Source organism: Mesorhizobium sp. M2E.F.Ca.ET.219.01.1.1, assembly GCF_004016445.2.
Lineage (GTDB): Bacteria > Pseudomonadota > Alphaproteobacteria > Rhizobiales > Rhizobiaceae > Mesorhizobium.
Window position 1 is genome coordinate 508,220 of sequence record NZ_SADT02000007.1, and the last position, 12,953, is coordinate 521,172.

Annotated in this window: 10 protein-coding genes; 5 read left to right on the forward strand and 5 right to left on the reverse strand. The window is 64.4% G+C overall.

Going from position 1 to position 12,953, the window contains the following annotated elements:
* Nucleotides 1-3 precede the first annotated feature (3 nt).
* Together EN862_RS30890 and EN862_RS30895 are read right to left on the reverse strand one after the other, a co-directional pair.
* A complete protein-coding gene (locus EN862_RS30890; protein WP_127867341.1) occupies nucleotides 4-1,491 on the reverse strand; it encodes an NAD-dependent succinate-semialdehyde dehydrogenase in 1,488 nt (495 codons plus the stop codon).
* Nucleotides 1,492-1,509: 18 nt separating this feature from the next.
* A complete protein-coding gene (locus tag EN862_RS30895; protein WP_127867340.1) occupies nucleotides 1,510-2,736 on the reverse strand; it encodes an iron-containing alcohol dehydrogenase in 1,227 nt (408 codons plus the stop codon).
* A 224-nt stretch (nucleotides 2,737-2,960) separates the two neighbouring features.
* Between EN862_RS30895 and EN862_RS30900 the strand changes: the two genes are divergently transcribed.
* From EN862_RS30900 to EN862_RS30915, 4 genes are all read left to right on the forward strand, one after another.
* Nucleotides 2,961-3,659, forward strand: coding sequence for a GntR family transcriptional regulator (locus tag EN862_RS30900; protein WP_127867339.1), 699 nt, complete (start codon nucleotides 2,961-2,963; stop codon nucleotides 3,657-3,659).
* Between the two features lie 15 nt (nucleotides 3,660-3,674).
* Nucleotides 3,675-4,268: a DJ-1/PfpI family protein gene (locus EN862_RS30905; protein WP_127867338.1), complete on the forward strand. Its 594-nt coding sequence runs from the start codon at nucleotides 3,675-3,677 to the stop codon at nucleotides 4,266-4,268.
* Nucleotides 4,269-4,699: 431 nt separating this feature from the next.
* Nucleotides 4,700-6,100 (forward strand): NAD(P)-dependent oxidoreductase, encoded by a 1,401-nt coding sequence (locus EN862_RS30910; RefSeq protein WP_127867337.1) that lies wholly within the window; start codon nucleotides 4,700-4,702, stop codon nucleotides 6,098-6,100.
* A gap of 422 nt (nucleotides 6,101-6,522) precedes the next feature.
* A complete protein-coding gene (locus EN862_RS30915; protein ID WP_127867336.1) occupies nucleotides 6,523-6,777 on the forward strand; it encodes a DUF768 domain-containing protein in 255 nt (84 codons plus the stop codon).
* A gap of 30 nt (nucleotides 6,778-6,807) precedes the next feature.
* Here the strand turns inward: EN862_RS30915 and EN862_RS30920 are convergent, their stop codons facing one another.
* Both EN862_RS30920 and xseA read right to left on the reverse strand, forming a co-directional pair.
* The gene (locus EN862_RS30920; protein ID WP_127867335.1) at nucleotides 6,808-7,932 is read right to left on the reverse strand and encodes a P1 family peptidase; all 1,125 of its coding nucleotides are present in this window, start codon (nucleotides 7,930-7,932) and stop codon (nucleotides 6,808-6,810) included.
* 7 nt (nucleotides 7,933-7,939) lie between these two features.
* On the reverse strand, nucleotides 7,940-9,505 hold the full coding sequence (gene xseA / locus EN862_RS30925) for an exodeoxyribonuclease VII large subunit (protein WP_127867334.1): 1,566 nt from the start codon (nucleotides 9,503-9,505) through the stop codon (nucleotides 7,940-7,942).
* A 118-nt stretch (nucleotides 9,506-9,623) separates the two neighbouring features.
* On the opposite strand from xseA, the gene EN862_RS30930 reads away from it, so the two are divergent.
* Nucleotides 9,624-11,834 (forward strand): EAL domain-containing protein, encoded by a 2,211-nt coding sequence (locus EN862_RS30930; protein ID WP_127867333.1) that lies wholly within the window; start codon nucleotides 9,624-9,626, stop codon nucleotides 11,832-11,834.
* Between the two features lie 3 nt (nucleotides 11,835-11,837).
* Here EN862_RS30930 and EN862_RS30935 read toward each other — a convergent pair whose 3' ends face one another.
* A complete protein-coding gene (locus EN862_RS30935; protein WP_042640974.1) occupies nucleotides 11,838-12,794 on the reverse strand; it encodes a LysR substrate-binding domain-containing protein in 957 nt (318 codons plus the stop codon).
* Nucleotides 12,795-12,953: the final 159 nt, after the last annotated feature.

Consider the following 12,953-nt stretch of genomic DNA (forward strand, 5'->3'; position numbering starts at 1 on the left):
TCATCAGATCGTCACGGCGATGTATTTCGCCTCCATGAACTCGGCGATGCCGTGCTTCTGCCCGCCTTCGCGCCCAAGCCCGCTCTGCTTGACGCCGCCGAAGGGCGCGGCAGGGTCGGACATCAGGCCGCGATTGAGCGCGATCATGCCGGACTCGATCTTCGACGCCATGCGCATGCCCTTCACAAGGTCGCGCGTGTAGATATAGGCGGCAAGGCCGTACTCGGTATCATTCGCCTTGGCGATGACCTCCGCCTCGTCTTCGAAGCGGCTGATTGGCGCCACTGGACCGAATATCTCCTCGTGAGCCATGGCGGCGTCGGCCGGCACGTCGCTCAGCACCGTGGGCGGATAGAAAAATCCTCGGCCCGCGGCGATCGCGCCGCCGCACAGAACCTTCGCGCCGCGCGCGACCGCGTCCTGGACGAGCCGATCGATCTTGTCCACGGCCTTCCTGGTGATCATTGGTCCGCATTCGGTTTCCGTGTCCGTGCCCGGACCGATGGTCAGAGCCGCCATGCGTTTGCGCAGGCCTTCGGCGAACGCGTCATGGATGCCCGCCTGGACATAGAGCCTGTTGGCCGCCGTGCAGGCCTCGCCGGCGTTGCGCATCTTGGCGATCATCGCGCCATCGAGCGCCGCTTCCAGGTCGGCGTCGTCGAGCACGATGAACGGCGCATTGCCGCCAAGTTCCATCGAACAGGAAATGACGTGTTTCGCCGCCTCGGCGAGAAGCATGCGGCCGATGCCGGTCGAGCCGGTGAAGGAGAGCTTCCGCACCCGCGCGTCGGCCAGCATGGCCGCAGTCACGGACCCCGGATTCGAAGTGGTGATGACGTTGACGACGCCCGGCGGCACGCCGGCCTCCTCGTAGAGGGCAGCAAGCGCGTAGGCCGTCAGCGGCGTCTCGCTGGCCGGCTTCAGGATGACGGTGCAGCCGGCGGCAAGCGCCGGCGCGATCTTGCGTGTGGCCATCGCCGCCGGGAAGTTCCACGGCGTTATCAGCACGCAAATGCCGATCGGCTGGTAGTCGACCACGATCCGGTTCGCGCCGGACGGCGCAAGGCCGAACTCGCCGCTGATGCGAACCGCTTCCTCCGCGTTCCAGCGGAAGAACTCGGCCGCGTAGGCAACTTCGCCGCGCGCGTCGCGCAGGGCCTTGCCGTTCTCCAGGGAGATCAATACGGCCAAGGTCTCGGCGCGTTCGGTCATCAACTCGAAGCAGCGCCTCAGGATCTCGGACCGCTTGCGCGGCGGGGTCTCGCGCCAGCCGGCAGCTGCCTGTGCCGCCGCCTCGACCGTAGCCGCGGCATCGGCGAGCGTTGCGTCCGGAACCGCGGCGATCACGGCCTCGGTCGACGGGTCGACCACTTCGATGACGCGGCCGTCGGATGAGGGGCGCCATTTGCCGCCGATATAGAGTCCATGCGAAAACGCGGCATACTCAGACATGTCGGTGTCCTGATCGAATAGGTCTATCGAAATGTTCATAGGCTTGGGCTCCGTCTCTCACATCGTCACTGCGGACATATCGCCGCTGTAAGCGGCCCTAACCAGGCGCTGCATCGCGGGCAGGTCGAAGGTGCGGGGATTGTTCTTGATCAGCCGGTCGATGCCGAGGGCCTGTTCCGCGGTCCAGTCGATCTTGTCCGCAGGAAGGCCGAGATCAGCCAGCGTCCGGGTGATGCCGATGGCGTTGAACAGTCGCGCAACTTCCGTGATCGTGGCGTCGGCCAGCTGATCGGCGCCGCGGTCCTGGTGGGGCAGGCCGAGCGCAGTGCCGATTTCCGCGATCTCCGCGGTTGCCGCCGGCAGGTTGTAGCGCATCACATAAGGAAGCATCGTCGCGACGCCCAACCCATGCGGCGTGTGGGTGAGCGCGCCGACTGGATACTGCACCGCATGGGCGGCGGCGGTTCCCGCCGTGCCGAAGGCGCAGCCGGCGGCCAACGCTCCCATCATGACATCGGCGCGCGCACTCTCGTTCGACCCGTCGCGATAGGCTGCTTCGAGGCTGCGGCCGAGGAGCCTGATCGCCAGAAGGGCGAAATGGTCGGTCAGCGCGCTCTTGCCGACAAAGACATGGCGTTGCGCCAGATCGGCATCTGCGCCGCGTCTTGCCGCGGTGAAGGCCTCGATCGCATGCGTCAGCGCATCGGCGCCGGCGATGGCGGTCAGCGATGGGGGACAACTCGCCGTCAGGTCCGGATCGCACAGCGCAACCGCGGCGATGAGATGCGGGCTGGAGATGCCGACCTTCAGCGTCCGCTCCGGGTCGGAGATCACCGCGATGGGAGTGACTTCGGAACCGGTGCCGGCCGTGGTCGGCACCGCAATAAGGGGAAGGGTAGGGCCCGGCACCTTGAACTCACCATAATAGTACTGGAGCCTGCCGCCCTGGCTGATGAGCAGACCGGCGCATTTGGCCATGTCGAGGCAACTGCCGCCGCCGACGCCGATCACCATGTCCGGCTCGAATCCCTTCGCCTCCGCGATACAGGCGCCGACGCTGTCGCGCGGCACATCCGGCAAGGTGCGGTCGTAGACGAGCGTGTCGATCCCTGCAGCCTGCAGCCCCTCGAGCATCTCAATGAACTCGGACGTTCTGGCGAGCCGTTCGTCGGTGCAGATGAAGGCGCGCCGGCCATGTCGCCCGGCAATGGCGGGCAGCGCATGGCGCTGGCCTTTGCCGAAAAGAATTTCGCGCGGCAGGCGCGCGGCTGCAAAAAGGGTCATGAACTGAGATCTTTCGAAAGGGACTGGTGCGAAAACGCTGTGCATCGGTTGAGTGGCCTCTGGTTCGCAGGCCGGTGCTTTGTCGGCTTTGGTGCCCGCATCGTTGAATGCGGCGATACGGTTCCTGGCCCCATCCGTTCGTATCCTCTATAAAATCGTATAGGATATCCTATTGAATTGGCCGGAGCATCATGTTAGGGCTCGTTCCTGTCAAGAGGTAACCGATGGAAAATCCCGACCTGACGGTTGAAACCGAAGCTCGCTCAAGCGGTCGCATCCAGCGCGCCAACGGCTTGGCGGGCGATGTTTACGAAGCAATATTCGCGCAATTGATGTCGCTGAGGATTCCGCCGGGATCGCGCATCACCGTCGACAACCTCGTCAGGGAATTCGACGTTTCACACACGCCTATCCGTGAAGCGCTCGGGCGGTTGGAGGGCGAGGGGCTGGTGGTCAAGACCCACCTGATCGGCTATCGCGCCGCCCCGCAAATCACCCGGCGTCGGTTCGATGAGCTTTATGAACTGCGCCTTTTGTTGGAACCCGCTGCCGCAGCCAAGGCTACGGCAACGCTGGATGAAGAGCGCCTCGCGGTGTTGCGGGAAGCGGCAGGCGTGATGGCGCGGCGGGTGGGGAAGGACGAGCGCCTGCGCTATTCCAATTTCGCGCGGCAGGACGCGATCTTCCACGACAAGATCATGGAGTTCGCACAGAACGAGCTCATCCGCGAGACGCTGAACCACCAGCATACGCACTTCCACATCTTCCGCCTGATGTATCACTCGCGCGTCACCGAAGAAGCGCTGGATGAGCACGAAGCGATCCTCGCTGCTTTCGCTGCCGGCGACGCGCATGCCGCCGAGAAGGCGATGCAAGTGCACATTGAGAATTCGCGGGACCGCCTCCTGCCCGCCTTCGAGTAACCGAAAGGACAAGTCATGCCAGCCAAGAAGATATTGATGCTGACCGGTGAGTTCACCGAGGAATATGAAATCTTTGTCTATCAGCAGGCGATGGAGGCCGTCGGTCACACCGTCCACGTCGTTTGCCCCGACAAGAATGCGGGCGACGTGATCAAGACCTCGCTGCACGATTTCGAGGGCGACCAGACCTATACCGAGAAGCTCGGCCACTATGCTCTGATCAACAAGACGTTCGCCGACGCGGAGAAGCAGCTCGACCAGTATGACGCCGTCTATTGCGCCGGCGGCCGCGGACCCGAGTACATCCGCACCGACAAGCGCATTCAGGCGATGGTGCGCCATTTCCACGAAATGAAGAAACCGATCTTCACCATCTGCCACGGCGTGCAGATCCTGATTGCGGTCGATGGCGTCGTGCGCGGCAAGAAAGTAGGCGCGCTGGCGGCCTGCGAGCCGGAAGTAACGCTCGCCGGCGGCACCTATATCGACCTGTCTCCGACGGAGGCATATGTCGACGGCACGATGGTTTCGGCCAAAGGCTGGACGGCTCTCGCCGCCTTCATCCGGGAATGCCTGAAAGTGCTCGGCACGGAAATCCGGCACGGGTAAAGCATGTCTCCCGAAAGTGGGAACCGGTTTCGGGATTAAGACATGCGCAAAATTAAAAACCTAAAGCGCATAGAGCGAATCTGAAAGATCGCGACGCGCTTTAGGGTCTGGCGGAACGAAGGAAGACTTGGAGCGGGTGGCCGGTTCTGGTGGAAGGCGCACCGCTCCAAGTAGCCAACGATTGCAATCTTTCATCGTTCGAAGAGTGGCTATTCTTCGACACCAGGGAAAACCCGAGACTATCGAACCTGGAGCCTGGCCGGCTTTCCCGGCCGACTAAACCGATACTCGACCTGTCGCCGTTCTGAGCGGACAGATTTCTAGATCCCTGCGGCAAATCTCTCGCTTGCGACCCGGATATGCCGCTTCACGTCGCTCCATCGGATGACGGATTGGAGTAGGCGGAGACAGCTGCAGGGAAACGACGCCTCATGACATCAGCCAATATTCTGATCTGCGATTTTGTCGGCCTCCGCTTTGGCGCCGACGGCAATCCCGACCACAGCGAGGTCCAGGCCTACATCGAGGCCAAGGGTGGCGTGTTCCATCAGACAGGCGTCGCCAAGGCCGGCGCGCTTGACCCTGGCAAGCTGCATTTCTTCTACCAGCCGCAATTGAGCACGCGAGACGAATTGCTGGCCGAGGCCGGCGAGGGCCGCTACGACGCCGTCATCGCCGCCGCGACCTTCATTCCGGCCGAGACCAGGTTCCGGCTCGGCGGCGTGCGCATCGGTGCCGGCACCGGCAATATGGGGTCGGCATCCTGGGGCGGAGGCAGCGGAGAAGGCGGCGAAGCGCCTTTGATGAATACGCCCGGCATCAACAGCCGCGCCACCGCGCAAATGGCCATGAAGGCGCTGCTGAAAGTCAGGCCGGATCTTCCGGTGGACAGGCTCAACACCCTGGTCGCCGGCGGGCAGTTCGATACGGGAAAGGACCTGCGCCATTACCCGACCGAGAAGCTCGAAGGCAAAAGACTGGCGGTGATCGGCTATGGCAATATCGGTCGCGAGTTCGCCAGGCTCGGCCAGGCCTTCGGCATGCGGGTCGCCATCCATGCGCGGCCCCGTCACCAAAAATGGATCGAGCTGGAAGGCTTCGACTACGCCGCAACCATGGAAGACGCGGCGCGCGGCGCCGACGCGCTTTCGGTCCACCTTGGCCTCGGTGCTTTCGATCCCGGCGCGCAACGATACGCCAACGCCGGACTGATCGGAGATGAAGTCCTCTCCCTCCTCAACCACGGCGCCGTGCTTATCAACTATGATCGCGGCGAGCTGGTCGATGTCGCAGCGCTGGAGCGCGCGCTGGCGTCAGGATGCATTTCCCACGCGGCGATCGACGCGGACCTGTTCAAGGACGGCGGCACGCTTTCAGGCCCGATGCTGCCCTATCTCAAACTGGTCGAGGCCTATGCCGAACGCTTGGAACTTCTCCCCCATGCCGCGGCCGACACCGATCATCCCTCTCGCGTCGCCGGCGCCAAGCAAGCCGTCGATCAGATCCATGCGGCCATCACCGAGCATCGCGTCTCCAATCTGAAAGGATCGCTGCCTCCGGGTTTCGTCGACATGGGAGCGAAAGTCCCTCCCGGTATCGGCGGCATTACGCCTCGGCACCTGGCGGCGCTCGCCGCGGACCAGGCGGTTGCCGCCGACTTGGCCGGCGCGGGCGCTGTCGTGGCCGGATTCTGCGACCGTCTCCTGGCTGCATCCGCGCAAGAACGGCAGGCGCTAATCTTTTCGGAAGGCGAAGTCTTCGCCGAGGCAGCGAACCGGCTCTCCACCTTGCTGCGCAAACATCATCTTTCCGGACCGTTCACGTCAAAATAATCCTCCGGTTGCGCCCTCGATCTGGGGAGGTGGCCGTCCGGATGATGCAGTCCGAGTCGACATTGCATGAGGATGTCACTATATAGCGCCTGCCCCGGCTCGGGCCGGGACAGCGTTGACCGGGAAGCTGCGATACGGTTTGTGATGCAAATGCGCTGTCGAAGGTAGAAAAAGGCAAGCAAAAACAATATCGGTGGCCTTCTGTCGATCCCGGCCGACCATTCCATCATTTTCAATGATCTGAACGTGCACCTCGAACCCTTCCACTCCTGCGGCTCTGCGTCCCATGGACAAGCTCTCTTGCCCTATGCGCAAGATGTCTTGCCGGTCGGGAGCGACTCGGTTCGAATGGGATATGCATCCTTTGCGGGGTGCGGACGTTCATGGCTACCAACCGGCTTTGCCGCCAGGGAAGAAGCAGTATGAGTGAACATGCGATCGAGTTCTTGCGCGGATGGATTGGCGAGAAAGTCCAATGCCCGCATTCGCCGATCGAGATCGACCAGCAGGCCGAGACTCTCGCCAAGGAGTGCTGCGCCAAGGCCGCCGAGGCTGGCATTCTCCTGGAGGACATCCAGGAAGAGGTCGGCGACATCCAGGAACTGATAGCATCGCGCCTCGAGGAAGCCGCCGAAGAAGGCAGCGGCGAACCGAAGCCGGACAAGCCCGCGGAGTAAATACCCGCCCGCCAAAGCCCGGCGGTGGCGTCATCTCTCGCCGAATTTTTCCCTCAGCCAGTCTTTCGGCAGCGCCGGCACGAAATTGCCGTCGCGTCCCGTCATATCCTCATTGGTGACCAGCGCGTTGAGGATCGCCTCCTCGACACCTTGCACGACCGCGTCGAAGAACGGGTCGATGTCGACGTCCGGGATGAACTCGACGTGTCCGGTCCGGCCTGACGGAGCCAGCGCGGCCTCGGGATTGGCGGTCGAGAAGGCGAGAAAGATGTCGCCCGAGCTGTGATAGCCATAGCCGCCGGTCATGGCGATGCCGAGCGGCACGCGCCGGGCGAGCCGCTTCATCTGATGCGGCAGGAACGGCGCGTCGGTGGCGACGACGGCGATGATCGAACCCTTTTCGGCGCGTGAAGTCGCCTCGCGGATCGCCGGGTCGACAAGCTCCTGCCCGATGCGCCGGCCACGAATGGTGAAATTGCGCCGCTGGCCGAAATTCGCCTGCACGAACACGCCCAGCATGTAGCGCCTGTCCTGCCATTCGACGATGCGCGAGGCGGTACCGGATCCGGCCTTGAAGCCGAAGGTGATCATCCCGGTGCCGCCGCCGACACTGCCTTCCTCGATGGCGCCGCCGGTAGCATTGTCGAGCGCCGTCGCGACATGCTCGACGCTGACATGATGGCCGTTGATGTCGTTGAGGAAACCGTCATAGGTCTCGGCCGCCACCGGCAGGCCCCAGCCCGTGTCGAGCGCGGCCGGCAGCACCTTGTGCATCCAGCGCAGCGTGGCGTCGCGGGTGACGCCGCAGGAATGCGTGTTGGTGATGGTGACCGGGAAGTTGAAGGCGCCGGTTTCCTCGATGATATGCGTGCCCGTCAGCTCGCCATTGCCGTTCTGGCTGAACACGCCGGCGAAAACCGGCGTTGCGAGTTCCTGAACCGGCCTCGGCAGGATCGCGGTGACGCCGGTGCGGACCGGGCCGATGCCGACTTTCAGCGGACCGTCGCCGGAAATCAGCGTCGTGTAGCCCACCGACACGCCTGGAACGTCGGTGATGGCGTTGAAACGGCCTGGCGTGCCGTCGAGCGCGATGCCGAAGGAGCGCAGGCGCGGCTTGCCGGAAGGCGTGCGAAGATGCGGATCGTGGCTGCTCATGCGGTCCTCAGAACAACGAGCCCTGATTGCCCGGCTCCTTGGCTTTGGCGGGCGGCTTCGCGGCCAGCTTCGGCCGCGCGCCGCCGCTGGTGGCGATGGCCTCGGCAGTGCCGTCGGCGAATTCCAGCTGCAAGGCTGCGCCCGGCGCCACGTCTTCAACCCGCTTGATGACAGCCCCCTCGGCGTCCTTGACCAGCGCGAAGCCTCGCGCCAGCACGGCCTTGTGCGACAGCGTCGCAAGCAGCCGGTCGGCCTGTGTCAGCGCCGCGCGCAGCCGGTCGAGCCGCCGCGCCAGCGCCTGGTCCTGCCTGCGCGACAGTCCGGCCAAGGCATCGGCCTGCAGCTTCTGGCGCCGGACGATCGGCGCCGGCGACAGGCGCGTCGAGTTGCGCTGGAAGCGCCCGCGCCGCTCGCGCACGATGGCGAAGAATGCCGCGCGGGCACGCGCGATGTCGCGGCCGGTCAGCGTGTGGGCCTCGTTGAGGCGCCGCGACAGCGTCGCCGGCGTCAGCCTTTGCCGCTCCAGCGTCGCCCGCTTGCGCTCGATATTCACTGTCAGCCCGCGGCCGAGGCGGCTGGTCGCATCGTCGAAACGGCGGCGCGGCAACGCCAGCAGCTGGTCGGGCGAGGGGAGCGCGCGTGCCGCCGCGCGCACCGCCTGGCGCTTGCGCTCCAGATGCCGGGAGGCGCAGGCGTTGAGCCGCGCGCCGAGGCTGGCGAGCGTCGCCTCCAGGTCCGCCTTGACCGGCACGGCGATCTCGGCCGCGCCCGTCGGCGTCGGCGCCCGCATGTCAGCAACAAAGTCGATCAGAGTCGTATCGGTCTCGTGCCCGACGGCCGAGATCACGGGGATGGCCGACGCCGCGACGGCGCGTGCGAGCCCTTCGTCGTTGAAGCCCCAGAGGTCTTCGAGGCTGCCGCCGCCGCGCGCCACGATCAACAGATCGGGCTGGCGGATAGCCCCGTCCCAAGTCAACGCGTTGAAGCCGTTGACGGCAGCGGTCACTTCCCTGGCCGTCGTATCGCCCTGCACCCGCACCGGCCACACCAGCACATGCAGCGGAAACCGGTCCTTGATGCGGTGGATGATGTCGCGGATCACGGAGCCGGTCGGCGAGGTGACGACGCCGATGACTTTGGGCATGAACGGCAGCCGCCGCTTGCGGCTTGCATCGAACAGACCTTCGGCCTGCAGCCGGCGCTTGCGCTCTTCGAGCAGCGCCATCAGCGCGCCGGCGCCCGCCGGCTCCAGATTGTCGATGACGATCTGGTAATTGGATTTGCCGGGATAGGTCGTCAGCCTACCGCTGGCGATCACCTCCATGCCTTCCTCGGGGCGGAATTTCAGGCGCGCCATAGTGGTCTTCCAGACCACGGCATCGATCCGCGCCCGGTCGTCCTTCAGCGTGAAGTAAGCATGGCCGGACGAATGCGGGCCGCGATAGCCGGAAATCTCACCGCGAACCCGCACATTGCCGAAGGCATCCTCGACAGTGCGTTTCAACGCGCCGGAAATCTCGCTCACCGTGTATTCGGTGGCGTTGCTGCGTGATTCGGTTGCTGGTTCACTCATTGTGCGATTGGGGTACGCTTATCGGCCGGCGTCAAGCACCGAGAAACCCCGCTAATATTATAACGTGATTTTAAGCCCGATTTGCTTTGACTGACGGAAGAGAGCCGGCCGGGAACGCATGAGCGCACGCCACAACAGCAGCCCGTTGACGCACCAGGTCACGCTGACCGTGCTGACGCTCGCCGCTTTCACATTGGCGATTGTCGTCGGCTTCGGCTTCTACGCCGCCAATCAGGCCGACGAGGCTTCGCTCGAACGGCAGAAGATTTTCATCGCCGATGGGCTGAACGACCAGATTGCCACGGTCCAGCGCGAGCAGGAAAGCGTGACGGTCTGGGATGACTCGGTAACCAATGTGAGGGCGGGCGATCAGGCCTGGATCGAGGAAAACCTCAGCACCTGGATGTACACCTACTACGGTCACAACCGGATCTACATCCTCGACGCCGCCAACCATGCGATCCACGCCATGCGGGAAGGCAAGGTCGTCGCGGCGTCGGCTTTCGGCGAGGATGAGCCGGAACTGCGGCCGACCATCGAGAAGCTGCGCCACATGTTGGCAGAGCCGCCAAAGGCCGACGCCTCCAGCCAGCCGGCCAAGATGGTCGCGCAGGACCTTGTCTCGCTCCAGGGAAAGCCCGCGATCCTGAGCGTCATGCCGCTGGTGCCGAGCACGAATCGCGTCAGCCAAGAGCCTGGCACAGAATATCTGCACATCTCGGCCGAGTTCATCAACGATGCCGTCATCGGCAAGATCGCGGCCAAATACATGCTCGATGGCGCGCGCCTGGTGCCCTTGTCCGAGCCGGTTGGCCCGGCCGCCGTGCCGCTGGTCGATTCGCGCGGCGTCATCCTCGGTTACATCGGCTGGGACCAGTTGCGGCCTGGCCTCACCTTGGTGCGCAAGATCGCTCCGGCCTTGGCGATCGCGCTGCTCGTGGCGGGCGGCGTTCTGGTGTTCCTGCTGCGCCGATTGCGCCGCGCCTCGGCCGCGCTGCAGACCAGCCAGGACCATGCACAATATCTCGCCTTCCATGACACGCTCACCGGCCTGCCCAACCGGGCGCTGTTCGAGGACCGGCTGCGGCGCATGCTGCTGTTCGCCAGCCGGGACGGAACGCGCGTGGCGCTGCTTTACCTCGACCTCGATCGCTTCAAGCACATCAACGACACGCTCGGCCATCCGGCCGGCGACGAGCTCGTGCGCCAGACGGCGGCGCGGCTCAGGCACACGATCCGCGAAGTCGACACCGTCGCGCGGCTGGGCGGCGACGAGTTCGCTGTGATCCTGCTCGACATTCCCGACGCCGGAAGCGTTGAAGATATCGCCGAAAGGCTGCTTATGAAGCTGCGTGAGCCGTTCAGGCTGATCGGCGACCAGGTCTTCGTCGGCGCGAGCATCGGCATCGCGCTCTCGTCCGGATCGGAGACGGATGCCGACGACCTGCTGCGCAAGGCCGATATCGCTCTTTACGAGGCCAAGAAGAACCGTCGCGGCCGCTACGAGGTGTTCGCCGGCGACATGGACGATCTCTTGTTGCGCAAGCGCAAGGTCGAGTCGGAACTCCGCAAGGCCTTGGATGGCGACGGCGGCATAAAGCTCGCCTATCAGCCGGTTTTCGCGGCCGACGGCCGCCGGATTCTGGGAGCCGAAGCGTTGATCCGCTGGGGGCATGAGGTGCACGGCGCCTTGCCCGCGGCGCAATTCATCGCGATCGCCGAGGAGCGCGGCCTCATCGGTGAGCTGGGCAAATGGGCGCTGAGCGAAGCCTGCCGCTTTGCCGCCAGGACCGAACTGCCCTGGATCGCGATCAACATCTCGCCGATGCAGCTGCGCGATATCGGCTTTGCCGAACAGGTCGCCGCGATCCTGAAGGAAACCGGGCTCGCCCCATCCCGCTTGCAGCTCGAGACCACCGAGAGCGTTCTGCTCGAGCACAATGACACGATCGGCACCGTGATTGCCGCGCTGCGCCAGTCAGGCGTGCGCATCGTGCTCGACGATTTCGGCACCGGCTACTCTTCCCTCAGCTATCTGCGTCGCCAGGCGATCGACAAGTTGAAGATCGACCGCTCCTTCGTGCGTCTGCTCGACGAGGACGAAAGCGCCCGCGCAATCGCCAAGACGCTGATCGAGCTGGCGAGGACCCTGAGGGTCGAGGTGACCGCCGAAGGGGTCGAGACCGACGCGCAGAGGGCCTTGCTGGTCGCCATGGGTTGTCACCAGATGCAGGGCTATCTGCTGTCGCCGCCGCTGGAGCCCGGCCAGTTGCTTGCTCTGCCGGGGCTTTCGGCCGCCGACCAGGAACGTTCCGCCGTTCGTGCCTGACGTCTACCAGCCAGGCATGATCTGGTTTGCCTTGACCCGCTTCATCTTGGCAAAGGCGAGCGCCGCGAAGTCGAAGCTTCCCGCCTCTTCGCTCACCGGCACGGAAATATTGTCGAGGCTTTCGGCGATGTGACGGGCCAAAGCGTCGACGATCTCCGGCTGCGAGGTCTGGCCGCGCATGATGCCGATGCGGCAGTCCGGCAACTGGCCGAAGCCGTCGGCCTCGCCGAGCACGCGCATGCCGGGCCTCAGCGCGCATTCCGGCAGCACCGAGACCGCCAGGCCCGAGAGCACGGCCGCGGTGATCACCGTGGCCGAGAAGCTGGAGAACAGCACGCGATAGTCGCGGTTCTGCCGGTCGAGCACGTCGACCGCGGCGCGCCGCCAGATGCAGTTCGGACGGCCGAACGCCATCGGCAGGGTTTCCTGTTCATGCGTGGCATGGTTGGCCGAGGTGACCCATAAAAGCGGCTCGCGCCGCACCACTTCCGACTGCCCTCGCGTGTCGTTATGCGTGACCAGCGCGAGGTCGAGATTGCCGCGCTTGATGTGTTCGACCAGCCCCGGCGTCGGCTCGCAGACGACCGTTAGCTCGACGCGCGGGTTGGAGCGCGAGAAACGCGCCATGATCTCAGGCAGGAAGCGGTCGGCATAGTCGTCCGGCGTGCCGATGCGGATCGTGCCTTCGAGCCGCTGGTCGTCGAAGGCGGCGAGCGTCTCGCGGTTGAGGTAGATCAGCCGCCGCGCATAGGAAAGCAGCCTGTCGCCTTCCTCGGTCAGCTTGTTGGTGCGGCCGTCCTTTTCGAACAGCGGCTTGCCGATCCGCTCCTCCAGCCGCCGCATCTGCATCGACACCGCCGACTGTGTCCGGTGCACCTCCTCGGCCGCGCGGGTGAAGCTGCCGGTGTCGGCGATCGAGATGAAGGTTTGCAACTGATCGAGGTCAAGCGGCGCTTTCATCGGTCCAACCCATCATTGATGTTGATGCTACAGATTAAAAACATTCGTTGGATTAATCAATCGCGCGATGGCAAATTGTCATTGTCCACATGAAGACATGTGAATGGAAACCGGAACGGCGCTTCTCCCAAGGCGCCGATTGGCTGGTTTCGTCCGCTC

What these genes read in the sequence shown, in the direction of transcription:
- xseA (WP_127867334.1), bottom strand. Translation starts at nt 9,505, where the DNA reads ATGAGTGAACCAGCAACCGAATCACGCAGCAACGCCACCGAATACACG.
- EN862_RS30895 (WP_127867340.1), bottom strand. Translation starts at nt 2,736, where the DNA reads ATGACCCTTTTTGCAGCCGCGCGCCTGCCGCGCGAAATTCTTTTCGGC.
- EN862_RS30915 (WP_127867336.1), top strand. Translation starts at nt 6,523, where the DNA reads ATGAGTGAACATGCGATCGAGTTCTTGCGCGGATGGATTGGCGAGAAA.
- EN862_RS30900 (WP_127867339.1), top strand. Translation starts at nt 2,961, where the DNA reads ATGGAAAATCCCGACCTGACGGTTGAAACCGAAGCTCGCTCAAGCGGT.
- EN862_RS30930 (WP_127867333.1), top strand. Translation starts at nt 9,624, where the DNA reads ATGAGCGCACGCCACAACAGCAGCCCGTTGACGCACCAGGTCACGCTG.
- EN862_RS30890 (WP_127867341.1), bottom strand. Translation starts at nt 1,491, where the DNA reads ATGAACATTTCGATAGACCTATTCGATCAGGACACCGACATGTCTGAG.
- EN862_RS30935 (WP_042640974.1), bottom strand. Translation starts at nt 12,794, where the DNA reads ATGAAAGCGCCGCTTGACCTCGATCAGTTGCAAACCTTCATCTCGATC.
- EN862_RS30910 (WP_127867337.1), top strand. Translation starts at nt 4,700, where the DNA reads ATGACATCAGCCAATATTCTGATCTGCGATTTTGTCGGCCTCCGCTTT.
- EN862_RS30905 (WP_127867338.1), top strand. Translation starts at nt 3,675, where the DNA reads ATGCCAGCCAAGAAGATATTGATGCTGACCGGTGAGTTCACCGAGGAA.
- EN862_RS30920 (WP_127867335.1), bottom strand. Translation starts at nt 7,932, where the DNA reads ATGAGCAGCCACGATCCGCATCTTCGCACGCCTTCCGGCAAGCCGCGC.